This is a genomic window from Roseovarius aestuarii (assembly GCF_019966515.1).
In the GTDB taxonomy this organism is placed as follows: domain Bacteria; phylum Pseudomonadota; class Alphaproteobacteria; order Rhodobacterales; family Rhodobacteraceae; genus Roseovarius; species Roseovarius aestuarii.
In genome coordinates this window covers 38,143-62,745 of the sequence record NZ_JAIMIB010000021.1, presented here as the reverse complement: position 1 = coordinate 62,745, position 24,603 = coordinate 38,143, and the positions used below count along the sequence as shown (strand labels likewise).

Sequence of the window (24,603 nt, the reverse complement as noted above, 5' to 3'; positions counted from 1 at the left end):
CCGCACCCTTGGCGACAGATAGAATCGCCTTGAATGCGATCATCTGTCCGGCAAGCGGGCACATGGGAGGAAAGAGATTTGGCACAATCGCCTCAGGCGACCGGTGGGCTTGCGTCCATTCCGGCGCTTTTGCAACGTAACGCCAGCGAATTCGGCAGCAAGGCTGCCTATCGCGAGAAGGAATACGGGATCTGGCAAAGCTGGAGCTGGGCCGAGACCGAGAAGGAGATCGAGGCGCTTGCGCTTGGGTTTCTGAATCTGGGCGTCAATGAGGGTGATTTCATCGCTGTCATTGGCCGCAACCGACCGTATTTCTATTGGGCGATCGTGGCGGCGCAATCGGTGGGCGCGGTGCCCGTGCCACTCTACCAGGACAGTGCCGCCGAAGAGATGGCCTATGTGATGGAACATTGCGGCGCGCGTTTCGCCGTGGTGCAGGACCAGGAACAGGTCGATAAGATCATTGAAATTCAGGACAACCTGCATCAGTTCGAGCACATGATCTATATCGATCCCCGCGGGATGCGGAAATATGATCATCACAAGCTGCACCAGTATGCCCATGTGCAGGAACAGGGCCGCGCTGCTTACGACGAATTCATCGGCGACCTGAAGGCGCGGCGCGACAAGCTGGACTATTCGTCGATCTGCGTGATGCTTTACACCTCGGGCACGACCGGTAAACCCAAAGGGGTCGTGCTCAGCAATCGCAATATCATCGAGGCGTCGAAATCATCCTCGGAATTTGACACGCTCGGGCCGGGCGAAGAGGTGCTGGCATATCTGCCAATGGCCTGGGTCGGTGATTTCATTTTTTCGATAGGGCAGGCCTATTGGACAGGGTTCTGCGTGAACTGCCCGGAAAATGCCGACACGATGATGCATGATCTGCGCGAGATCGGGCCAACCTATTATTTTGCTCCACCGCGCGTGTTCGAAAATCAGCTGACTAACGTGATGATCCGGATGGAAGATGCGGGCCGATTCAAGAGGTGGCTTTTTCACCGGTATATGGCGCATGCGCGTGAGGTGGGTCCCGCCATTCTGGACGGCGAGCCGGTGGGATTCATGGACAGGCTGAAATATGGGCTGGGCAATCTGCTGGTTTACGGCCCGCTCAAGGATACTCTGGGTCTGGGCAGGGTGCGTGTGGGGTATACGGCGGGCGAGGCGATTGGCCCGGAAATCTTTGATTTCTATCGCTCCTTGGGGATCAACCTGAAGCAGCTTTATGGTCAGACCGAGGCCTCGGTGTTCATTACGTTGCAACCCGATGGCGGTGTGCGCAGTGATACCGTTGGTGTCCCGGCGCCGGGGGTCGAGATCAAGATCGCCGAGAATGGTGAGGTGTTCTATCGCAGCCCAGGGACGTTTGAATACTATTACAAGAACGAAGAAAGCACCAAGAGCACCAAGGACGAAGAAGGTTGGGTCGCGACCGGTGATGCCGGGTTCTTTGACGAGGAAACCGGGCAGCTACGGATCATCGATCGGGCCAAGGATGTGGGCAAGATGGCGGATGGGGCGATGTTCGCGCCGAAATATGTCGAGAACAAACTGAAATTCTTTCCCAACATTCTTGAGGCGGTTCTTTTTGGTAACCAGCGCGAGGAATGCACGGCCTTTATCAATATCGATCTGAACGCGGTGGGCAACTGGGCCGAGCGCAACAATATCGGTTATGCCTCCTATCAGGAATTGGCGGGCCACCCAATGGTACTGGAGACGATCAAATCCCATGTCGAAGACGTCAACCGCAACCTCGCGGATGATCCGATGCTGGCGCATTGTCAGGTGCATCGGTTTCTGGTGTTGCATAAGGAACTGGATGCTGACGACGGTGAGATGACGCGCACGCGCAAAGTGCGACGGGGTGTGATCTCGGACAAGTTCGAGGATCTTCTGGGCGCGCTTTATGACGGCTCGGAAGAAATTTATACAACGACTGAAGTGACTTATGAAGATGGGCGCAAAGGGTCGATTTCGGCGACGCTGAAGATCGTGGATGCTGCGGTAACGCCGGTTGAGCGCGCGAAAGTGGCGGCAGAATGAGGGTCGGATGGACGACGCTCGCCCGTGCCGGGCATCGCCCCGCCCACCGTCCCGTGTGGGCACAGAACACGGCCCCGTATCGTGCTGAATTGAGAGGACGTTGCCATGCTTGACGCAAGCGAAGGCTATACCACCGAAGACGGCCGCAAGATCGGTGGCGTGGTGATGGAGATGAAGAATATCACCCTTAGGTTTGGCGGAGTTATCGCGATTCAGGATATCAGCTTTGATATCCGCGAGGGTGAAATCCGAGCGATCATCGGGCCCAACGGGGCGGGCAAATCATCGATGCTGAACGTGATATCGGGGTTCTATCATCCGCAGGAAGGAGAGGTCTGGTATCAGGGTGCAAAACGCCCACCGATGAAACCTTATGAAGTGGCGCGGCAGGGGATTGCACGAACCTTTCAGAACATTGCGCTCTTTGAAGGCATGAGCGTGCTGGACAATGTCATGACCGGTCGTATCCGGCAGATGAAAGCCGGTATGCTGGCGCAGGCGATCTGGCGGGGCAAGGCCGAACGCGAAGAGGTTGAGAACCGGGAGTTCGTTGAAAAGATTATCGATTTTCTGGAAATCCAGCATATCCGCAAGACCCCAGTCGGACGGCTGCCTTATGGGCTGAAAAAGCGGGTCGAATTGGCGCGCGCCCTGGCGGCGGAACCTTCTATCCTGCTTCTGGATGAGCCGATGGCGGGTATGAATGTAGAAGAAAAAGAAGATATGAGCCGGTTCGTGCTGGATGTGAATGACGAGTTCGGCACGACGATTGCGCTGATTGAACATGACATGGGTGTGGTCATGGATCTTTCTGATCGCGTCGTGGTGATGGATTACGGCAAGAAGATCGGCGATGGCACGCCGGATGAGGTGCGGAACAATCAGGCGGTGATCGACGCCTATCTGGGGGTGGCGCATGATTGATTTTTCGACCTTGATGCACCTGGAGGACGTGGTTTTTTGCGATCCGCCCCAGCCCACCCACCCACGTATCGCAAAAACCACGCAGACGAGCGGAGACCTGAGACATGCCTGAACAACTTGTTTTCGCGACGGAAGTTTTTCTCAACGGGTTGATGGCCGGGGTGCTGTATGCGCTTGTCGCGCTTGGTTTCGTGCTGATCTTCAAGGCGAGTGGCATCTTCAATTACGCGCAGGGCGTGATGGCGCTTTTTGCGGCGCTGACACTGGTGGGGATCATGGAAGGGCAGGTGCCCTTTGCCCATCTGATCAACGCCATCTTCGGCACCGAGATCCATCATTTTGGCTGGCATGTGCCGGGGCTGGTGGCGATCATCCTGACGATGGTGATCATGGTGGCACTGGCTTGGATCGTGAATACGCTGATCTTCCGCCATCTGGTCAATCAGGAGCCGATCATCCTCTTCATGGCGACCATTGGCCTGGCTTATTTCCTTGAGGGATTTGGCGACATCATGTGGGGCAGCGACATCAAGAAGCTGGATGTGGGGCTGCCGCAGGGCATCAACCTGTGGATCGACGAGACCACGTTCAACATCTTCGACTACGGGTTCTTCATCGACAATCTGGATATCGTGGCGACGGTCGTGGCGGCGCTGCTGGTGGTGGCGCTGGTGATCTTTGCCCAATATACCAAGCAGGGCCGGGCGATGCGGGCGGTGGCGGATGACCACCAGGCGGCGTTGAGTGTCGGCATCTCGCTCAATTTCATCTGGGTCATGGTCTGGTCGGTTGCCGGTTTCGTGGCGCTGGTCGCGGGGATCATGTGGGGCACCAAGTCCGGTGTGCAGTTCTCGCTGAGCCTGATTGCCCTGAAGGCCTTGCCGGTGCTGATGCTGGGCGGGTTCACCTCGATCCCCGGGGCGATTGTCGGCGGGCTGGTCATCGGGGTTGGCGAGAAACTTTTCGAGTTTGCGATTGGCCCATTGGTTGGCGGGGCGACCGAGAACTGGTTTGCCTATGTGCTGGCGCTGATCTTTCTGGTGTTCCGGCCACAGGGCCTCTTTGGGGAGAAGATCATTGAACGAGTGTGAGTCATCCGGGCGGGGCGACCGCGTGTCGCTGTGCGCCACGACACCCGCCCACCCGGTACCATCGATTGGGTGCGAAACTGAACTGATGGGAGAAAACTGATGTTCTATCGTGAAGCCGGGGATTTCAAGACCTCATATTCGGACGACAGCCAGACATTTCCGATCAAGTTTGACCGGTATCGCTATTACGTGGTGTTACTGGTGGCGTTTGCCGTGGTGCCGTTCATCATAAACGATTACTGGGTCAATGCGGTCTTCCTGCCCTTCCTGATCTATGCGATTGCCGCGATCGGCCTCAATATCCTCGTGGGCTATTGCGGGCAGGTCTCGCTTGGGACGGGTGGGTTCATGGCGGTGGGGGCCTATGCCTGCTACAAGCTAATGACATCGTTCCCCGAGATCAGCATCATCATCCACGTCATTCTGGCCGGTGGGATCACCGCGGGGGTAGGTGTTCTGTTTGGCTTGCCCAGTTTGCGGATCAAAGGGTTCTACCTCGCGGTGGCAACGCTGGCGGCGCAGTTCTTTCTGGTGTGGCTCTTCAACCGGGTGCCGTGGTTCTACAACTATTCGGCCTCGGGACAGATATCGGCGCCCGAGCGCACCGTGCTGGGCGTGCCAGTGACCGGTGCCGAGACGCAGCCCTGGGCGGGCTACTTGATCTGTCTGGTTTTCGTCTTTGCCTGTGCGATCATCGCACGTAATCTGACGCGGGGCATGGCCGGGCGGAAGTGGATGGCCATTCGCGATATGGATATTGCTGCCGAGATCATCGGGGTCAACCCGCTCAAGGCCAAGCTGAGCGCTTTTGCGGTAAGCTCGTTCTTTATCGGCATCTCGGGCGCGCTGTTCTTCGCGGTCTATCTGGGGGCCGTCGAGGTGGGTGAGGTGTTTGGCATCACCAAGTCCTTCCTGGTGCTCTTCATGGTGATCATCGGCGGGCTGGGCTCGATCTTCGGCTCCTTTGCCGGGGCGGCGTTTCTGGTGCTGTTGCCGGTTCTGCTGAAGAACGTGCTGGTCGGCGCGATGGGATGGCCCACCGATCTGGCGGCGCATCTTGAATTCATGATCGTGGGCGCGCTGATCATCCTTTTCCTGATTGCCGAGCCGCATGGGCTGGCGCAGCTGTGGCGCGTGGCGAAGGAAAAACTGAGACTTTGGCCCTTCCCGCACTAGGAAGGCCGCAAGAAGTGTGGTGGGGCGGACCCCGCCCTGCGAACATTGGGAAAACCAAGGGAGGTACGAAACCAATGAAATATAAATTAGCAACTGCCGCGCTGGCGGCTGTGGTGGCGGCAGGCCCGGCGATGGCCGATCTGGCCTTCAGCGTGTTAAGTTATCGAACCGGGCCCTATGCCTCGAACGGTATCCCGCTCGCTGACGGGCAGGTTGACTATTACACGCTGATCAACGAACGCGATGGCGGCATCAATGGCCAGAAGATCAAGGTGGTCGAATGTGAGACCGGGTATAACACCGAAAAAGGGGTTGAATGCTACGAGTCCACCAAGGGCGAAGGCGTTCTGGTCTATAACCCGTATTCGACGGGGATGGCCTATCAGCTTATTCCCAAAGTGACGGCGGATGGCATCCCGCTGCACACGTTGGGCTATGGCCGGACCTCGGCCAAGAACGGCAAGGTGTTCCGCAATGTCTTTAACTACCCGGCCAACTACTGGGATGGTGCGAGCCATGCGATCAGCCACATTCTTGATGTGAATGGTGGCGACATCAGCGGCAAGAAGGTGGCGCTGGTTTATCACAACTCGGCCTACGGCAAGGAGCCGATCCGCACGCTGGAAGAACTGGCCAAGAAGCATGGCTACGAGCTGTCACTGCTGCCGGTCGATCACCCCGGGCAGGAGCAGAAATCGCAATGGCTGCAGATCCGTCGTGAAAAGCCGGATTATGTGCTGATGTGGGGCTGGGGCGTGATGAACCAGGTGGCCATCCAGGAAGCGGCCAATATCCGTTTCCCGATGGAAAACTTCATCGGCATCTGGTGGTCCGGATCGGAAAACGACGTGAAGCCTGCCGGGGATGCGGCGAACGGGTATAAGGCATTGGCGTTGCACAACCTTGGCAGCGACTATCCGCTCTATGACGATCTGCAGAAATACGTTGTCGATGCTGGCAAGGCATCCGGCGCGGGCGATGGTGTCGGATCGGTGCTTTATAACCGTGGCCTTTACACGGCGATGCTGTCGGTGGAAGCGGCCAAAACCGCGATGGAAATCCACGGCACGTCCGAAATCACGCCGGCCATGATGCGCGATGGCATGGAGGCGCTGGTCATGAACGAGGAGAAGATGACCGCGCTTGGTTTGCCGAACTTCGGTCCTGAATTCGAAGTGAGCTGTGAGAACCATGGCGGCAATGGCTATGGCGCCGTGTCGCAATGGGATGCTGCTGCGGGTGAGTTCAAGCTGGTCACCGAATATGTCCAATCGGATCAGGAAGTGGTGCAGCCGCTGATCGACGAAGACTCGGCCGCATTTGCCGCCGAAAACGGTATCGAGTCTGGCTGCTAAGGCCTGAGCTACTCTCTGGCCGTGGCGTGGGCCGCGGCCAGAGGATTTGAGTATTTTTGGAACGATGAAGCCAGGGCGTAAGCGCCTTGGGACAGATCGGCGCGGGCTGATTGCAATGGAGATGCACCATGATGGACGCCATGGAAAATCGGGAGACCTTGCTGGAGGTCAATAACATCGAGGTGATCTACAACCACGTGATCCTGGTGTTGAAGGGCGTTAGCCTGAAGGTGCCCAAGGGCGGCATCACCGCGCTTCTGGGTGGCAATGGCGCAGGCAAGACCACAACCTTGAAGGCGATTTCGAACCTGCTGAAATCGGAGCGTGGCGAGGTCACGAAGGGCTCGATCACCTATCGCGGCGAGCGGGTGCAGGATCTAGTGCCCTCTGATCTGGTCAAGAAAGGCGTGATCCAGGTGATGGAGGGCCGGCATTGTTTCGAGCATCTGACCGTTGAGGAAAACCTGCTGACCGGGGCCTACACGCGCGGGTCAAGCCGGGGTGAGATCGATGCAGATCTGAACAAGGTTTATGAGTATTTTCCGCGTCTGAAGGACCGGCGAAAGTCTCAGGCAGGATATACCTCGGGTGGAGAGCAGCAGATGGTGGCGCTTGGCCGTGCGTTGATGAGCCGCCCCGAGACGATTCTTCTGGACGAACCCAGTATGGGCCTCGCGCCGCAACTGGTCGAAGAGATTTTCCACATCGTCAAATCGCTGAACGAAAAGGAGGGCGCGACCTTCCTGCTGGCCGAGCAGAACACCAATGTGGCGCTGCGCTTTGCCCATTACGGGTACATTCTTGAAAGCGGCCGTGTCGTCATGGACGGCCCCGCCGCCGATCTGCGCGAAAATCCGGATGTGAAGGAATTCTACCTCGGCATGTCGGATGAGGGGCGCAAGAGCTTTCGCGATGTACGGTCCTATCGCCGCCGCAAGCGGTGGCTGAGCTGAGGGTTTAGCCTTGCGTCAGTTCAACCCGCATTTCCTCGATCCGTTCCAGCGCTTCTTCGCGCGTGTTGCGGATGTTGGGACGGAAACCGGCGCTTTCGGCGCGCAGGCGAATGTCGGCCTCGGTTTCCGATCCGGTGGCATAGCGGACCGAGCCCAGCGATCCGGCCTCGTTAAGTCGCTTGCCGCGATGGGCGTATTGAATCCATGCCCCCGGAAGGATCTGGCAGCCATTCATGTTGACCAGGAAAAACCAGCGCCGGTCGCTTTCCTTGATCATGTCTTCGAGGTAGTCGTAAAACTCGTTCACGTCGCGGGAATGGTGAAAGGTGAAGTGGGAAAAATCCACGTCCATGATCACTCGCTCTTCATCAAACTTTACCCGGCGAACAAAATCCGAAAGCTCGTAATTGCGCTCAAGCACCAGCTTCTTGCGCCGGGTCGAGGGCATTTCACGAATGCGCGCAATGGCGGCATCGCGGGTGGTAAAGAGGTTCGGGTCGAACGCTTCGGTATTGGCGGCGCGCTCGATCTGGCGCCGGGTCACCTCGGAGGCGTCATAGCGGACCGACCCCATGGAATGCGCCATGTTCAGCGCCTTGCCGCGCCGGGAATAGGCGGTCCAGGCGACCGGGTCGATGCGGGTGCCGTTGAGGTTCACAAGAAAGAACCACTTCTCCTCTCCGGTTGCGGCAATGCGCGCCTCAAGCCGGTCATACATGCGGTTCACCAGCGCCGAGCTGTCAAAGTGAAAGTCGCAAAAATCGGCCTCCATGGCCTGCAAATCGTCATGAAAGCTGATGCGCTGATCAAGGTCGGCATCGCTGATCTGGGTCGTGCTATGCGGGTCGGTCATGGTCGATCCTTCGATGAATTCATTCAGAAATTCGCGCGGTATACCAATGTATGCCGTTTATTGCCCCAACCAGAGATTCCAATCAACATGTCAACCTGTCGCGCCCCCTGCGACCGGCAAAGGATGGCCGATGTCCCCATATTTTGATGATCTTGAGACCCGCAGAGCAGCGGTGCGCGCTGATGCCATCGCCGATGCCTTGCCGCTGCAAATTGCCCGCGCGCAGGGTTTGTCAGGCTATGGGCGCGCATTGGCGTCAGTCAACGCAGACAATGTGAGGTCGGTCGCTGATCTGGCCGCGCTGCCGGTGTTGCGTAAATCTGACCTGGTTAGCGCGCAGGGGAGCGCAGCGCCGTTTGGCGGGCTGACGACGCAGGCGGTGGGCAGCTTTGCCCATGTGTTTCAATCACCGGGGCCGATCTACGAACCGGGCGGCGGCGGCCATGACTGGTGGCGGATGGGTCGGTTCCTGCATGCCTGTGGCGTGGGGCCGGGCGATATCGTACAGAACTGCTTTGGCTATCACCTGACGCCTGCAGGAATGATTTTTGAGAACGGCGCGCGTGCGGTGGGGGCGACGGTATTTCCCGCCGGAACCGGCCAGACCGAGTTGCAGGCGCGCGCCGCCGCCGATCTGGGCTGCACCGCCTATGCTGGCACCCCTGACTACCTGAAGGTCATTCTCGACAAGGCCGACGAGATGGGTCTGAGCCTGAAGATCAGCAAGGCGGCTGTTGGGGGCGGGGCGTTGTTTCCGTCTCTGCGGCAGGAATATGCCGATCGGGGCATCACCTGTCTGCAATGCTATGCCACGGCCGATCTGGGCAATATCGCCTATGAAAGCGAGGCCCAAAAAGGGTTGATCGTCGATGAAGGAGTTATCGTTGAAATTGTAACGCCCGGTACCGGTGCTCCGGTGGCACCGGGCGAGGTGGGCGAAGTGCTGGTGACGACGCTTAATCCCGACTATCCGCTGATCCGCTTTGCCACTGGTGATCTGAGCGCGCTGATGGATGGCCCAAGCCCTTGCGGCCGCACGAATATTCGCATCAAGGGCTGGATGGGGCGCGCTGATCAGACCACCAAGATCAAGGGCATGTTCGTGCGCCCCGAACAGGTTGCGGCCCTGGTTGCGCGCCATGACGAGATCAGCCGCGCCCGGGTGATCGCTAGCCGCGAGGGCCAGCGTGACGTGATGACCGTTCAGATCGAGGCCGATGGTGGCGAGCCTGACACCTATGCCGGATCGGTGGTCGAGGCGCTGAAGCTTAAAGGCAAGATCGAGATCGTCGACCGGGGCAGCCTTCCCAACGATGGCAAAGTGATAGAAGATCAACGCAGTTACGATTGAATAACTGCGTTGAAAGGAAGTGCCATGCGGGTCTTGAAACTGTTCGGGGGCCTGACCGGGGCAGTGGTTTTCTGGGCCGGGGGTGCGCTTGCTGATGATGTGGCGCTGATTCTGGGCGATATTGGTCAGATTGCGGCGCATCGCAGCGATACCTCTGCAACTTCAACCGATTTTGCCGCCCCACTGCGCGAGGCAGGGTTCGAGATTATCCAACCCAAGAACCGCAGTTCGGGGAACATGCGGTTGGCGGCGCAGCAGGTCGAGACGGCGCTGGCGGACGGCGCGGTTGATCGCCTGGTGATCGTCGTGATGGGTCCGCTGGCCAGCTCCGATCGCGAAAGCTGGGCGCTGTCGAACGGCGGGGGAGGGGCTTCGTCGCTGAATGCGGGGGTAACTGGTATTTCGCTGGGCGCTCTGTCGGACATGGCGAAGACTGCGCGAGATCGGGCGGTGATCCTGATCGCGCCGGGCAAGGAGATCGACACGCTTGGCAATGGGTTGACCCCCGGGCTTGCGGATCTGAACGAGGCGCAGGGTGTCACCTATATTGTCGGCCCGGCGGAAGAGCTGGTCGAGGTTGTGAACGGCGGGTTGCTTGAGGCCGACACAAGCTTTGCCGAATTAGCGCGTGTGGCGCCTGAGGAGGTCGAGGTCTCGGGCTTTGTCTCTGAGCAGATCGGGCTCATGGGGCAGGGGTTGGCTGTGGACGCCGAAGCTGCCGAAGAGCGCGGGTTCTGGGCCGCAGCTCAGGCGATCGATACCCAGGAAGCCTACCTTGCGTATCTTGATGCCTATCCCGGCGGTGCATACGAAAGCGAGGTGGCGGACCGCCTGAACTTTCTGCAATCTGCCCCTGAACGCGAGGCGCGCGACGCCGAGGAAGGGTTGAACCTGACCCGTGAGGCACGCCGCGGCATTCAGCGTGATCTGGCCTTGCTGGGGTTTGATCCGCGCGGGATCGACGGTTTGTTCGGCCCCGGCAGCCGGGCCGCAATTTCCGCGTGGCAACGTGATCAGGGTTTCGAGGAGACAGGGTTTCTCAACGGCAATCAGCTTTTGCGGCTGCGCGAAGCCGCTGGGGCCCGCGCCGAAGAACTGGAGGCTGAGGCAAAGCGTGTTCAAGCCGAAAAAGAAAAGCAGGATCGCGCCTATTGGCGCGACACCGGGCGTACCGGCGACGAAGCCGGCTTACGTAAATACCTGCAGGAATATCCGGATGGCGAGTTTGCGGACATCGCGCAGGCCCGTCTGGACGAGATCGAAGAGGCCCGCCGCGCTGAAACCGCTCGCGAAGAGCGCGAGGCCTGGGACAAGGCGCGCGAAAGCGATGATATCAATACCTACGAGGTATTTCTGGCAGATTACCCAGCCAGCGGTTTTGCCCCCGCCGCGCAGGACCGGCTGCGGCAACTGACCGAGGAGGCGCGGGACGCCGATATCATCAATCAGGCCAAGGCCGAGGAAAAACAGGTTGCAGGTGGGTCGGTGGCCCGGCTTGTGGTCGAAAAGCGGCTTGCGCAGATCGGTGCCGACCCCGGCAAGGTGGACGGCAAGTTCAACAAGAAAACCCGGCAAGCGATCCGGCGCTATCAACGGCTACGCGATCTGCCGGTCACTGGCTATGTCTCGCGCCAGACCATGGTGCGGCTGTTGGCAGGGGGGTGATGTGTTGTTCCGGACGGGCTCCGTCAGTCGCGGACTCAGGCGAGAGCTTTCCGCAACTCGACTGACAGTTCCTTGACTGAGCCGACAACCTGGACGTAGTCCAACAGTGATGTCTCGGCGAAACCCTCAGCGATCAGATGTCCCAGCATCTGGATCAGTGGTTGCCAGAAATCTTCGGTATTCAGCAGGAAAATCGGTTTGTCATGCAGGCCAAGCTGCCGCCATGTGAGCACCTCGAAAAACTCGTCAAGCGTACCGGCCCCGCCCGGCTGCACGATGATCGCGTTGGAGTTTTTGAACATCAATTCCTTGCGTTCATGCATGGTCGCGGTCACGATCAGCTCGCTAAGGTCTTTCTTGCCGATTTCGGCCGCCATCAGGTGTTCGGGGATCACGCCAAAGGTCTTGCCGCCCGCTTCCTGCGCCGCGCGGGCCGTCGCCCCCATCAGCCCGACATCACCCGCGCCATAGACCAACCGCCATCCGTTACCGGCGATCATCCGGCCAACCTCGGTGGCTTCTTCTTCGAAAATTGCCTGCGCGCCCGAACGTGCGCCGCAAAAGACACAGACTGAGCGTGCGACCATGAATTCCCCCGTCTCGCAATACGTTGTTTTGACCAGTGATAGCCTTGTTGTTATCGTCCGACAACCGCGGAGCTTGGGTGCCGCGATAATGGAAGGGCAAAGATGAGCAAAAACAGTGGCTTGTCGAAAGGGATGATCCTGGGATTTGTGGGCGTAGCGATCATGGCGATTGCGTCTGCGATGGTGTTTTACTCGGGCTTTCACCCACCGTTCGGAACGTCTGATCCGGATCCGGTCGCTATTTTGTCACCGCAGGCCGATGATGCAGCTGAGGGTGATGAGCAGCCCGCGGCAGAAGAAGCCGTTACCGAACAGGTTGACCCGGAAGCCAACGCTGTCACCGAAGCCGAGCCTGCCGAAGAAACTGCCGATCTGCCTGCGCCACCGACAATCGATACGTTCCGGCTGGAGGGCGATGGGCGGATGCTGATCGCCGGCCGCACCGCACCAGATTGGCAGACGTCAGTTATCCTCGACGGCGAGCCATTGGGCGACGTGACCCCGGATGCCCAGGGGCAATTCGTTGAATTCATGGATATTCCTTCCAGCGACAAGCCGCGCGTTCTGAGCCTGTCGATGCGGTCGCCCGACGGGCTGAACAGCATTCCGTCGGTTGAAGAGATCATTATCACCCCCAGTCCGAGCGTGATCGCCAGCGCGGATACTGGCGCGACCGCGCCGCAATCAGAGCCCGCTAACGCCAGCACTGCCGATGAGGCAACTGCCGAACCGGACGAGACAACCGATATCGCCGCGCCCGACACTAGGACACCGGATGCAGCGGAAGACCCAGATGAAACGGTGGCTGAGGCGGAAGCGGCTGAAATCGAACTGGCCGAGAACAAGGCGGTTGCGGGTGATGCGGTCGGGGGCGATGGGGTGGAGGATGAGACCGAAGCAACGGATGAGTCCGCAGAGCAGTCGCCGACGGTGCTCTTGGCTGATGAAAGCGGTGTCCGGGTGCTGCAAGCCCCTGAACTGCCACTGGGTGACAGCGAAACCAATCTTGCTGTAGCGCTTGACGCTATCACCTATTCCGAACAGGGCGATGTCCAGCTTTCGGGCCGCGCCGGGGGGGAGGGCCATGTGCGGGTTTACCTGGACAATGCACCGATCACCTCGTCCCCTATCGAACAGGATGGGAACTGGCAAACCGAACTGCCCGAGGTCGATGCAGGAGTCTATACCTTGAGGATTGACGAGGTTGACGACGACGGCAACGTAACCTCGCGCGTGGAAACGCCCTTCAAACGCGAGGATGAAGCGGTGCTGGCGCAGGCGGGCACGGCAGAAGAGACGCCAAAAATCACGGCGGTGACCGTGCAGCCGGGATCGACCCTTTGGGCGATTTCGCGCGAGGCTTATGGCGATGGTATCCTCTACGTGCGTGTGTTCGAAGCCAATCGTGATCTGATCCGTGATCCTGATCTGATCTATCCGGGGCAGGTCTTCACGGTGCCTGAATAACGGTGCCCGAATGGGGCGGCGGGGCTGGCAATCTTCAGGCGCTCGGCCTATGTCTGGTCGACCTGAGGAAACCGATATTTCACGATGCGCCGACGCACGCTAACCACCATTGACGCACCAACGAACGGCTGGCGCACCATCCGCCGGGTCGCGCCCTACCTGTGGCCCGCCGGTCAGCCCTGGGTTAAGCGCCGCGTCATTCTGGCGTTGGTTACGCTTTTCCTGTCAAAGCTGATCGCCGTCGGCACACCACTGTTTTACAAGGCCGCCGTTGATGCGCTGGCGGGCGAAGGTCAAAGTGCGGCCTGGATGCTGGGCTTCGGGGCGATCGGGCTGACTGTTGCCTACGGGTTTGCACGGTTGATGGTGGTCGGTTTCCAGCAACTCCGCGATGCAATCTTCGCCCGCGTAGGCCAACGGGCGCTCAGATCGCTGGCGCTCAAGACCTTTCGGCACATCCATGCTATGTCGCTGCGCTATCACATCAGCCGTAAAACAGGCGGCCTCAGCCGGATCATCGAACGCGGTGTGAAAGGGGTCGAGTTTCTGCTGCGCTTCCTGCTCTTTTCGATCGGGCCGCTGATCCTTGAATTGCTGATGATCGGTGTAGTGCTCTGGACGCTCTTCGACTTCCGTTATGTGGCCGTGGTGGTTGCCGTGATCGGCGCCTACACGATTTACACCTTCAAGGTGACCGAGTGGCGGGTGAAGTTGCGCAAGCGGATGAACGATCAGGATACCGACGCCAACCAAAAAGCCATCGACAGCCTGCTCAACTTCGAAACCGTCAAGTATTTCGGGGCCGAGGGGCGCGAAGCCGAACGTTATGACGCCGCGATGGAAGGTTATGAACAGGCGGCGTTGCATTCGTCGTATTCACTGGCGTTACTGAACTTTGGGCAATCGTTCCTGATCACTGGCGGGCTGGTGATCGTCATGGTCATGGCCGCGCTCGGCGTGCAGTCAGGGACGCTCACAGTGGGCGATTTTGTTATGGTCAACGCCTATATGATTCAGATCACCATGCCTTTGAACTTCCTCGGCACGGTCTATCGCGAGATCCGCCAGTCGCTGGTAGATATGGGCGAGATGTTCGATTTGCTGGAGCAGGCTCCGGACGTGACCGATAAGCCGGATGCAAGGCCGTTGAAGGTCAATGGCGGGCATGTAGCACTGGACGATGTGCGTTTTGGCTATGAAGATGCGCGGCCTATCCTCAAAGGGGTCAGCCTTGCGGTTCAGCCCGGCCAGACGGTTGCGGTTGTCGGGTCTTCGGGGTCAGGCAAGTCGACCATCGGGCGACTTCTTTTCCGGTTTTACGATGTGCAAGGCGGGGCATTTACCATCGACGGGCAGGATTTGCGCGACGTCACCCAGGAAAGCCTGCATGACGCCATCGGTGTGGTGCCCCAGGATACCGTCCTTTTCAACGATACCATTGGCTACAATATCGGCTATGGCCGGGATGGGGCCACGCAGGCAGAGATCGAAGAGGCGGCGAAGGACGCGCAGATCCACGATTTCGTCGCGGGGTTGCCCGACGGGTATGACACGCTTGTAGGGGAGCGTGGCCTGAAACTTTCGGGTGGTGAGAAGCAGCGTGTGGGCATCGCCCGGACCTTGCTGAAGAACCCGCCGATCCTGCTGTTGGATGAGGCGACAAGTGCGCTTGACAGCGAAACCGAGCAGGGCATTCAGGAGGCGTTGGCGCGCGCCGGCCAGGGGCGGACGGTCATTACCATTGCCCATCGGCTCAGCACCGTGGCGGATGCCGACCGGATTGTCGTTCTGGAAGACGGTCAGATCGCCGAAGAAGGTACTCATGCTGACCTGCTGGCCCGGCAAGGCCGATATGCGAGCCTTTGGGAACGTCAGGCAAGCGAGCGTAGCCCCAGCAAAGCAGCAGAATGACGTAACGTAATTTTACATCTTGGGGTTGCATGTCGATTTTTGATCAGATTTCGTCCGTTTTCCCCTTTGGTAAAAAAATTTGGAAGCGCATTACCATCACATCAAAATAATTTCGTGGACCGGCGGGATGGACGCCGGGTTTGGTCGGCTCCGGGTGGGCTGTTAAGGACGTTATTTTATTGGAGGCGGTCGGATGATCGAAGGTGTTGTTCTGTATTTTTCACCCTGCGGAGCCGCGGCGCATATCTGGTGTGTGCTGAGTGAATCGCCGCTTTGCATCGCCTATTGCGAAGACTTTCCTGAGTTGTGGGACAGCTTGCAGGTAGGCTCGCGGGTACAGCTGCGCGTAAAGCCGATGGGCGCATTGATGCGCGTCTTCGAGATGCGGCTTTTCGCGCTGGAAACGGCGGGCAGTGGGTGACGGGATGCCTGGGAGCGATCACCCGACGTCATTCGGCGGCGCGCAGGGGGCTGCCTTTGCGCGGGGATTGTATATCCTGTTGGCCGGGCTTTTCGATCTCCCAGATGATCTCGGGCGCTTTCACCCTGCGGGCTTCGATATTAAGCGCCCAGTCGCGAGCGACCCGGCTGCCGCTTCCCAGTGAAAGTTTGGCCAGCCCCTTTGAAATCCATTTTACATAGACCCCGGCCCAGATGCGCAGCGCCAGCATCGACGGCGTGAAGATCAGCGTCAGCACCGTGGCAATGCCAAGGCCAAACACTACCGCCGTCGCCAGTTGTGTCCACCACAGCGCAGTTGGACTGTTGAACGTATATCCACCATCGACAAAATTCAGGCTGAGGCCGAACATCATTGGTGCCAGCCCCGCCATCGTCGTGACCGTTGTCAGAAGAACCGGCCTTATCCGCGCCTCGGCGGTGCGGGTGATCGCCTCGATCCGTGGCATGTAGCGCGAGAAATCCTGATAAGTGTCGATCAGCACGATATTGTTGTTCACGACGATCCCGGCCAGTGCAACGATACCCGTCCCCGTCATGATGATCGAAAACGGCTGATCCATCACCAACATTCCGATCAGCACGCCTGTGGTCGACAGCACCACTGCCATAAGCACCAGAACCGCGTTGTAGACGCTGTTGAACTGCGCCAGCAGGATGATGAACATCAACCCCAACGCACCCAGAAAGGCTTGTTGAAGAAACGCGCCGCTTTCTTCCTGATCCTCGGCATCGCCGGTCCATTCGTATTCCAAGCCCGGGGGTACAACGCCGCTGTCAAGCCACTTGGTCAGCGCGGCGATACGCTCATTGGCGTTGAGTGGCACTTCGCTCTGTTTGCCTTTTTCATCGGTCACCGTCGACACGAGCCCGTCGATAACGGCGGCCTTAACGTCGAAAAAGCGGGTCTGATCGATCCGATCAATCTGCGCCAGCTTGGGTACCGGTTGGCGCGAAATGAAGTTACTGAGCGGCACCAACCCCTTGTCGGTGCGCAGCTTCAGCGTGTCGAGCGTGCTTAGCACCCGGTCTTCCTCGGGCAGGCGGATGCGAATGTCGATCTCTTCGTCGCTGCTGTCGACGCGCATCGTGTCCAGCAAAATACCGCGTGTGACCAGTTGCACCATAGCGCCTACCGTGGCCACATCGGCACCGTAACGCCCGGCCTGTTCCACATCCACGTCGATCTGCCAGTCGATCCCGGGCAGGGGCAGGGTATCTTCGACAAGTTTCAGCCCGCGGGTTTCGTCGAATTTCGCGCGGGCTTCTTCGGTAAATGCTTTCAGCGTGTCCCAGTCATCGCCCTTGAGCCGTAGATGCACGGGTTTGGCCGAGGCCGGGCCCTGCTCCAGTGCCAGTATTTCGATCTGCACGCCGGGGATTTTTTTCAGCTCTGTGGTCAGCTCATCAATGGTCTTGTTGCCGTCGGTCTCAGAGCTTGACACCTGACGTTCAATATCAATGCCCAAGAGCGGCACCGTGAACCAGACTTCGCGCGCGGTCGGGCGATCTTCCCACGGCAGCAGTTCGATCTGCACCTGACCGATCGTGTCCAGCGGTGCTGTGGCGCCGCCGGTATTGTTGTTCAACCCGCCATCACCGGCAAAGGCAAAGGCGCTTTTGATGTTTGGGTGGGCCAGAACAATCTTCTCGGCCTGATCAACCAGCGCGTCCTTCTGATCAAGCGAGAGGTTGCCACGTGCCTTCACATAAACCAGGGCGTTCTCGGGCTGTGAATCCACAAAGAACTCGACGCCTTTATTGTTGTTGATGAAATACATCGTGACCGATCCGACCAGCACGAAGATCGCGCAGAAGGACAGGATCGGCGCTATCGGATTGGCTGCAATCAGATGGATGAACTGGCCAAAGGGCGTGCGGCGATAGCCTGCGCGCACACGGGCGCGGTGGCGGTGATGGGGAAAGACGCGCCCTCGCAGGTAACCTAACAGGTCGGAAAACCGGCGTGGCAATGACAAAAGCCCCAGCAGCACGGTGATTATCGCGACCAGCCCGGCAGCCGCCAGCACCACAACGCAGAGCAACATGGCGAAGGACAAAACCAGCACCGGGAGGACTGATGCCAGAATCCGGCTGCCATCCATCGTGGCAAATTGTGCGCCTACCGCCTCCAGCAGAACCGGGACAATGCTGCCTGCACCGGCGGCAACCAGGGCCGCGACTGGAAACAGCACCAGATGCCAGTACCAGCGCCAGCCTGCAATCTGGCTGATACGCTCGTTGAACCAACGTTCCATACGGCCCGTGACCCCGCCAACCACCGGCAGATAGACCAGCGCTACCAGAAGCGAGGCGGACAGAACAAAGATCAGCGTAACCGGCAACATACGCATGAACTGCCCCGGCACACCGGGCCAGAAGAGCATCGGCAGGAAGGCGCAAAGCGTTGTCGCGGTCGAGCTGACAATCGGCCAGAACATCCGTTTGGCCGCCTCGACATAAGCATGCATCGGGCCCGATCCCTCGCGGATGCGCTTGTCGGCGTATTCCACCACGACAATCGCCCCGTCTACCAGCATGCCGACCGCAAGGATGAGGCCGAACATTACCATGTTCGACACCGCCACGCCCATCAGCGCCAGAAGCGCAAAACACAGCAGGAACGAGGTGGGGATCGCAAAGCCAACCAGAAGCGAGGGCCTGATACCCAAGGTTGCCAACATGACGATCATCACCAGCGCAATCGCCGTCAGGACCGAGCCTTCGAGCTGTCTGACCATCGAATCGATCACCCGAGACTGGTCATTCGAGGTGCCCACATTGACGGCGGCCTGCAATTCCGGCGGCCATGTCTTTTCGGCCTTGACGACGGTCTCGCGTACCAACTGCGCCATGTCGATGACGTTATAGCCTTTGCGTTTGACGACCTGCAGGGCGACGGTGTTCTCGCCATTGAACCGGGCGGTGCCCAACCGGTCCTCGAAGGTCAAGTTGATGGTGGCAAGCTCACCCAGGGTAACGACGCGATCGCCATTGGTCTTGACCGGCAGCTCATAGATGTCGCGGGGTTCGTCAAAGGACGACGGGATCTTGACCGCAAACGTACCCTGTTCGGTGTCCACCTCGCCGGCGGCGATTAGCTGGTTGTTGTTGCGCACCACGTTGATCAGTTCCAGCGCGGTGATGTTATAGGCTTCAAGTCGCAGCGGGTCGATCACCACCTCGACCATCTCATCGCGATTGCCCGCGATCCCGGCTTCCAGCACCGGCTCAAGGCTTTCCAGTCGGTCCTGCAGATCCTTGGCCAGACGCGCCATTGTGCGTTCCGGCACGGCGCCCGACAGGTTGACGATGATGATCGGAAATTCGCTGAAATTGATCTCGTTGATGGTGTATTTTTCCGCGCCGTCGGGAAAGTCGGCCTCGGCCGTGCTCATCGCGTCGCGCACATCTGCCAGAATCTTGGTCTTGTCCCAGCCAAATTCGAATTCCAGCGCGACACCAGCATAGTTTTCCAGCGCGGTGCCGGTCATCTTCTTCAGACCGTCCAGATCGGAAAGTTCGGTCTCCATGACCTTGACCAGCAGCTTTTCACTGTCTTCGGCGGAAATGCCGGGGAAGGGGACCGAAACGAAAAGCGCCGGAATTTCGATATCCGGCTCACCCTCTTTAGGCAGGCCGACATAGGCCAGACTGCCCGCCAGAAGCGACAGAACAATAAAGGCAATGACCATCCGCGCCCGGGCGGCGGCCCAGTCGACCAGTCCCGTCATTGACTGACCTCCTGATAGCTCGGGGTGACGCGCACACCGTCAATAACAAATTCCTGTCCGATGATGATCACATCCGCCTTTTCCGGCAGGCCGCCAAGCCAGACGCCGTTCGGGGTATCGCGCAGGAAGGTCACCGGCACGAATTCTGCCATCTGATCCTCGGTTACCACGCGCACGCCCATCGTGCCCTCGTCGTTCAGGGTCAGGGCCGATTGCGGCAGCAGATGCGCCGTGGTGCCATCCGCCGCGATAACGATCTTGGCGGTTTGGCCATCGCGAAAACGCAGGTCGGGGTTGGGCACTTCGATCTCGACCCGGAAGGTGCGGGTCTCGGGGTCTGCGGCGCGCGACAGGAAGGTCACCTTGCCCTCAAGCTGATCGCCGGCGGCCAGTTGCCCGCCAGCCCGCGCGCCCATTTCCACCCGGTTTACTTCGGTTTCGGGCACAAACCCCACCATCATGATCGGATCAAGCTGAATGACCGTAGCGCACAGCGCGCCGGGCTGCAGCAAGCTGCCCAGCTCCGCCGTATCCGATTCCAGCAACCCGGCGAAGGGTGACCTGATCGACAGGCGGTGAATTTCCCATTCGGCGGCGGCCACGGCAGCCTCAGCGGACTGAATCCCCGAACGTGTGCTTTCCAATCCGGCCCGGGCGGTTTCAACCCCGGCCATCGCGGTGCTGACATCGGCCTTGGTTGATGCCACACGGGTGTCCGAGGCAAAACCGCCTTCAGAGAGTTTGGCTGCGGCATTGTCGTTGATCCTGGCCTCTTCCAGCCGCGCGCGGGCCTCGTCCAGTCGCGCCTCGGCTTCGGGGACACGCGATTGCGCTTCCTGCAGACGGGCCTGAGCCTCGGCCAGCGTCGCCTTGCGCGTCGCTGGATCCAGGCTGCACAATAGCTGACCCTTTTCGACGAAAGCCCCCTTGCGCAGCGGGTCTGAGATGACCTGCCCCGAGGTTTCGGCGCGCAGCTCAACTTGCCGGTCGGCCTCGGTCTGGCCGCGCAGCACCACCGCGCTGTCGATGGCCCGTGCCACCGAACGCATCACGACAACGCCGACGGCGCCCTCGTTTTCCTCTGCTGCCGTAGCACTTTCCGCCGCTGCGGGCGCGTCGGTGGTTTCTGTTCCGGTCAGCGTTTCACGCTGGAAAACGAACACATAAACCATCGCGGAAACGACGATGGCCGCCAGAATCGGAAAGAATCGCATCTTACTTACCTTCCAAACCCAATACCGCACTCCTCATACCTAGATGAGTCGTGCGACCGTATTTTTCAACGTCATATACACTGAACTATCCGGTTTAGATTATACTTTTCGTCGCACCCTCGCAAGTTGGCCTGTTTTCGCCACTTCACCGGCCCCTTGGCAGGGCTCAAGTGACGCGCTAAGAGGGGTCGGAAATTGATGAGGCACAAGCCGTGAGCGATACCGACAGTTTTATTGATGAGGTCACTGAAGAAGTGCGCCGGGATCGCCTGTTCAAGGCGATGAAGCGCTATGGCTGGATCGCGATACTGGCGGTGATCGTGATCGTCGGTGGCGCGGCCTGGAACGAATGGAGCAAGGCGAAAGAGCGTGCCGTCGCCGAAGCTTTCGGTGACGCGATGGTAGCGGCGCTGGATCAGCCGGACGAAGCCGCGCGCGCCAGCGCCCTGTCGGATGTTGCGTCGCCAAATCCTGCTGGACAGGCGGTCATAGAACTGCTCGCGGCGGCCGAGGATTCCGCATCGTCGCCAAAGGATGCGGCCGCGCGTCTGTTGGCGCTGGCAGACCGGAATGGCATTGATCCGGTCTATCGTCAGGTCGCCACACTCAAAGCGGTTACAATCCCCGAAGCCGGGCTGTCGGTCGATGACCGCCGCACCCGGCTGGAGGGGTTGGCGCTGGGCAGCGGGATTGTGCGGCTGCTTGCTGAAGAACAGCTTGCCCTGATCGAGGTTGAACAGGGTGAGGTCGATGAGGCGATCACGCGGCTTAAACAATTGATTGCGGATGCCGGGGCCACGACAGACTTGCGCCAACGGGCCTCGCAGGTGATTGTGGCACTTGGAGGCGAACTGGGTAGTAATTTATCCGAGGCGCCGCCGGAAGAATAGGATCTGTCCGTGCCCGGGGTTTGCGGGGTACAAGGGTAACAAGGGACAAGTGGGGGTATAAGGTGCTGAAACCAAGAGCGATCTTGCTGGGACTTCTGGGCGCTATCGCCCTGGCCGCCTGCGCGAAGAAGGAAGTGATCCTGCCGGGCGAGCGTGAAGCGATCCGCGACGTGTTGGTAGATCCGGCCGACATCCCGGTTGCTGATGTCGCCGAAGATACCAGCCGCGCGTTGGCGCTGCCGCCCATGCGCGCCAACACTGATTGGCTGCAAGGCATTACCTCGCCGGCCACCCGTACCGATCATCCTGCGCTGTCATCCTCGCCCCGGTTGGCCTGGGCCGTGTCAATTGGTGCTGGCGATGGCCGCAAGAACCGTATCACTGCCGATCCGGTCGTGGGGGGCGGGCGTATCTACACCCTTGATGCCGAAGCGCGGGTTACCGCGGTATCAACCAGCGGCGCGGTCCTTTGGTCAACGGATCTGGTGCCAGCTAACGATTCCGCAAAAGATGCCAGCGGCGGCGGGCTTGCCTATGCAGATGGAACGCTTTTTGTCTCCTCCGGTTTTGGCCTGATGACAGCGCTTGATGGTGCGACAGGGGCGCAGGTCTGGCAGCAGGAGCTGCAGGCGACGGGCTCCGGCAGCCCAAGTGTTAGCGGCGATCTTGTCTACGTTGTCGCGGGCGATGAGGTTGCCTGGGCGCTGGACACTTCCGATGGCCGGGTTCGCTGGCAACTGGCGGCGACACCCGACATCAATAATGTCATGGGCGGCCCGGCACCAGCCGTGACTGATAAATACGTGGTATTCGCCTTCGGGTCGGGTGAATTACAGGGTGCCTTCCGCAAGGGCGGTCTGCGCCTGTGGGACGCGCAAGTGGCCGGGCAGCGCCCGGGCTATGCGGCGGCGCGTATCGGCGATATCACCGGCGATCCGGTGGTGGTGGATGACAGGCTCTATGTCGGCAGCCATTCGGGGCGAACCGTCGCGCTGACATTGGGCAGTGGCAAACGGCTCTGGACAGCGCGGGATGGTGCACTCAACCCTGTCTGGCCAGCCGGAGATTCTGTCTTCATGGTCTCGGATCGCAACGAATTGATTCGCCTGAACGCCGAGGATGGCACCCGAATTTGGGGTAAGGAACTTCCCTTCTTCACCAAGCAGCGCCCCAAGCGTCAGGCCGAGATTTTCGCCCATCACGGGCCGATCATCGCCGGGCGTAACCTGATTGTCGCCTCAAGCGATGCACAGCTTCGCCTGTTTGACCCGGTATCGGGTGTCCAGCGCGGCGCCGTTGCGATGCCAGGCGGGGCCACCACCAACCCGGTTGTGGCGGGGAGCACGCTTTACGTAGTGACGACCAAGGGACAATTGGCCGCTTTCCGTTAAGCGTGCGATGCTGTAACAGGGCCGCCTGACTGGTTCCGGAGCCCGAAGACCATGAGTTTCACCCTCGCCATCGTGGGGCGGCCCAATGTGGGCAAATCCACGCTGTTCAACCGCCTTGTCGGCAAGCGCCTGGCACTGGTCGATGACCAGCCCGGCGTCACGCGCGATTTGCGCGAAGGCGCCGCGCGTCTGGGTGATCTGCGCTTCACCGTGATCGACACCGCCGGTCTGGAAGAGGCGACAGATGAATCGCTTGAAGGTCGGATGCGCAAATTGACCGAGCGCGCGGTGGATATGGCCGATATCTGTCTTTTCCTGATTGATGCCCGCGCTGGTGTGACACCAACGGATGAACTCTTTACCGATATTTTGCGCAAACGCAGCGCCCATGTGATTGTGGCCGCCAACAAATCCGAAGGGTCGGCGGCGGATGCCGGTGTGATCGAAGCCTACGGTCTGGGTTTGGGGGAGCCGATCCGTCTGTCCGCCGAACATGGCGAGGGGCTCAACGACCTTTACGCCCAACTGATGCCGCTGGCCGATCAGTTCGAGGAACGCGCCCGCGAAAACACCCCCGAAACCGATGTGAGCATCGATGAAGACAGCGACGACGGCGTGCGCGTGCCGACCAAGGCGCGCCCCCTTCAGGTGGCCGTGGTGGGGCGGCCGAATGCCGGGAAATCCACCCTGATCAACAAGATACTGGGCGAAGAGCGTCTGCTGACCGGTCCCGAGGCCGGGATCACCCGCGATGCCATATCAGTCCAGATTGACTGGGACGGGCTGCCGACGCGTATTTTTGATACCGCCGGCATGCGCAAAAAGGCCAAGGTGCAGGAAAAGCTGGAGAAGCTGTCTGTCGGGGACGGGTTGCGCGCTGTGAAGTTCGCCGAGGTCGTGGTGGTGCTTCTCGACGCCGCGATCCCCTTTGAGCAGCAGGATCTGCGCATTGCCGATCTGGCCGAACGCGAAGGCCGTGCCGTGGTGGTCGCGGTCAACAAATGGGACGTGGAGCCGGAAAAGCAGCAGAAGCTGCGCGATCTGCGCGAATCCTTTGAACGCCTTCTGCCACAGCTTCGCGGCGCGCCGCTGGTGACCGTATCGGCCAAGACGGGCAGGGGGCTCGACCGGCTGCGGCAGGCGGTGGAAAAAGCCAACGAGGTCTGGAACCGCCGGATCACCACCGCGCAGCTCAATCGATGGCTCACCGGTATGCTGGAGCAACATCCGCCCCCCGCGCCGGGCGGCAAACGTATCAAGCTGCGCTACATGACCCAGGCCAAGACCCGTCCGCCGGGCTTTGTAGTCATGTGCTCGCACCCCGACAAGCTGCCGGAAAGTTATTCGCGCTATCTGGTCAACGGGTTGCGCACCGATTTCGACATGCCCGGCACGCCCATTCGCCTGCATATGCGTAGCCAATCGGACAAGAACCCTTACAAGGCCAAGAAGAAATCAACGCCTTCGCGGCTGCGCAAGCATCTCGGAAAACCGCCACAGAAATCCTGACCTGGCGATCGTGTCGTGCCC

18 protein-coding genes are annotated in these 24,603 nt (G+C 59.7%); 14 read left to right on the top strand and 4 right to left on the bottom strand.

What is annotated here, in order from left to right:
- Positions 1-78: 78 nt before the first annotated feature.
- The 6 genes from LC334_RS19680 to LC334_RS19655 all read left to right on the top strand — a co-directional run bounded on the left by LC334_RS19680 (position 79) and on the right by LC334_RS19655 (position 7,551).
- Positions 79-2,052 (top strand): AMP-binding protein, encoded by a 1,974-nt coding sequence (locus tag LC334_RS19680; RefSeq protein WP_223413087.1) that lies wholly within the window; start codon positions 79-81, stop codon positions 2,050-2,052.
- Positions 2,053-2,157: 105 nt separating this feature from the next.
- The gene (locus LC334_RS19675; protein WP_085802081.1) at positions 2,158-2,976 is read left to right on the top strand and encodes an ABC transporter ATP-binding protein; all 819 of its coding nucleotides are present in this window, start codon (positions 2,158-2,160) and stop codon (positions 2,974-2,976) included.
- A 104-nt stretch (positions 2,977-3,080) separates the two neighbouring features.
- Positions 3,081-4,067, top strand: a complete 987-nt coding sequence (locus tag LC334_RS19670) for a branched-chain amino acid ABC transporter permease (protein ID WP_085802080.1) — start codon at positions 3,081-3,083, stop codon at positions 4,065-4,067.
- Between the two features lie 99 nt (positions 4,068-4,166).
- Positions 4,167-5,243, top strand: a complete 1,077-nt coding sequence (locus LC334_RS19665; RefSeq protein ID WP_085802079.1) for a branched-chain amino acid ABC transporter permease — start codon at positions 4,167-4,169, stop codon at positions 5,241-5,243.
- A gap of 74 nt (positions 5,244-5,317) precedes the next feature.
- Complete coding sequence (locus LC334_RS19660) at positions 5,318-6,598, top strand: ABC transporter substrate-binding protein (RefSeq protein ID WP_085802078.1); 1,281 nt, start codon at positions 5,318-5,320, stop codon at positions 6,596-6,598.
- A 128-nt stretch (positions 6,599-6,726) separates the two neighbouring features.
- Positions 6,727-7,551, top strand: coding sequence for an ABC transporter ATP-binding protein (locus LC334_RS19655; protein WP_085802077.1), 825 nt, complete (start codon positions 6,727-6,729; stop codon positions 7,549-7,551).
- A gap of 4 nt (positions 7,552-7,555) precedes the next feature.
- On the opposite strand, the gene LC334_RS19650 is transcribed toward LC334_RS19655, so the two are convergent.
- Positions 7,556-8,404: a hypothetical protein gene (locus LC334_RS19650; protein ID WP_085802076.1), complete on the bottom strand. Its 849-nt coding sequence runs from the start codon at positions 8,402-8,404 to the stop codon at positions 7,556-7,558.
- Between the two features lie 130 nt (positions 8,405-8,534).
- Here LC334_RS19650 and LC334_RS19645 point away from each other — a divergent pair, with 130 nt between their 5' ends.
- Together LC334_RS19645 and LC334_RS19640 are read left to right on the top strand one after the other, a co-directional pair.
- Positions 8,535-9,755, top strand: a complete 1,221-nt coding sequence (locus LC334_RS19645) for a phenylacetate--CoA ligase family protein (RefSeq protein ID WP_085802075.1) — start codon at positions 8,535-8,537, stop codon at positions 9,753-9,755.
- Between the two features lie 24 nt (positions 9,756-9,779).
- Positions 9,780-11,420, top strand: coding sequence for a peptidoglycan-binding protein (locus LC334_RS19640; RefSeq protein ID WP_085802074.1), 1,641 nt, complete (start codon positions 9,780-9,782; stop codon positions 11,418-11,420).
- 35 nt (positions 11,421-11,455) lie between these two features.
- On the opposite strand, the gene LC334_RS19635 is transcribed toward LC334_RS19640, so the two are convergent.
- Complete coding sequence (locus tag LC334_RS19635) at positions 11,456-12,007, bottom strand: LOG family protein (protein ID WP_085802073.1); 552 nt, start codon at positions 12,005-12,007, stop codon at positions 11,456-11,458.
- A 102-nt stretch (positions 12,008-12,109) separates the two neighbouring features.
- Here LC334_RS19635 and LC334_RS19630 point away from each other — a divergent pair, with 102 nt between their 5' ends.
- From LC334_RS19630 to LC334_RS19620, 3 genes are all read left to right on the top strand, one after another.
- Positions 12,110-13,474: a LysM peptidoglycan-binding domain-containing protein gene (locus LC334_RS19630; RefSeq protein ID WP_223413086.1), complete on the top strand. Its 1,365-nt coding sequence runs from the start codon at positions 12,110-12,112 to the stop codon at positions 13,472-13,474.
- Between the two features lie 84 nt (positions 13,475-13,558).
- On the top strand, positions 13,559-15,385 hold the full coding sequence (locus LC334_RS19625) for an ABCB family ABC transporter ATP-binding protein/permease (protein WP_085802072.1): 1,827 nt from the start codon (positions 13,559-13,561) through the stop codon (positions 15,383-15,385).
- A 193-nt stretch (positions 15,386-15,578) separates the two neighbouring features.
- Positions 15,579-15,806, top strand: a complete 228-nt coding sequence (locus tag LC334_RS19620) for a hypothetical protein (RefSeq protein ID WP_085802071.1) — start codon at positions 15,579-15,581, stop codon at positions 15,804-15,806.
- 28 nt (positions 15,807-15,834) lie between these two features.
- Here the strand turns inward: LC334_RS19620 and LC334_RS19615 are convergent, their stop codons facing one another.
- Both LC334_RS19615 and LC334_RS19610 read right to left on the bottom strand, forming a co-directional pair.
- Positions 15,835-19,578, bottom strand: coding sequence for an efflux RND transporter permease subunit (locus LC334_RS19615; protein WP_085802070.1), 3,744 nt, complete (start codon positions 19,576-19,578; stop codon positions 15,835-15,837).
- Positions 19,575-20,792 (bottom strand): efflux RND transporter periplasmic adaptor subunit, encoded by a 1,218-nt coding sequence (locus tag LC334_RS19610; protein ID WP_085802069.1) that lies wholly within the window; start codon positions 20,790-20,792, stop codon positions 19,575-19,577. The genes LC334_RS19615 and LC334_RS19610 overlap by 4 nt, the downstream gene beginning before the upstream one ends.
- Before the next feature lie 212 nt (positions 20,793-21,004).
- Between LC334_RS19610 and LC334_RS19605 the strand changes: the two genes are divergently transcribed.
- From LC334_RS19605 to der, 3 genes are all read left to right on the top strand, one after another.
- The gene (locus LC334_RS19605) at positions 21,005-21,682 is read left to right on the top strand and encodes a tetratricopeptide repeat protein (RefSeq protein ID WP_085802068.1); all 678 of its coding nucleotides are present in this window, start codon (positions 21,005-21,007) and stop codon (positions 21,680-21,682) included.
- A gap of 62 nt (positions 21,683-21,744) precedes the next feature.
- Complete coding sequence (locus LC334_RS19600) at positions 21,745-23,073, top strand: PQQ-like beta-propeller repeat protein (protein ID WP_306372166.1); 1,329 nt, start codon at positions 21,745-21,747, stop codon at positions 23,071-23,073.
- A gap of 51 nt (positions 23,074-23,124) precedes the next feature.
- On the top strand, positions 23,125-24,582 hold the full coding sequence (der, locus tag LC334_RS19595; protein WP_085802067.1) for a ribosome biogenesis GTPase Der: 1,458 nt from the start codon (positions 23,125-23,127) through the stop codon (positions 24,580-24,582).
- Positions 24,583-24,603 lie beyond the last annotated feature (21 nt).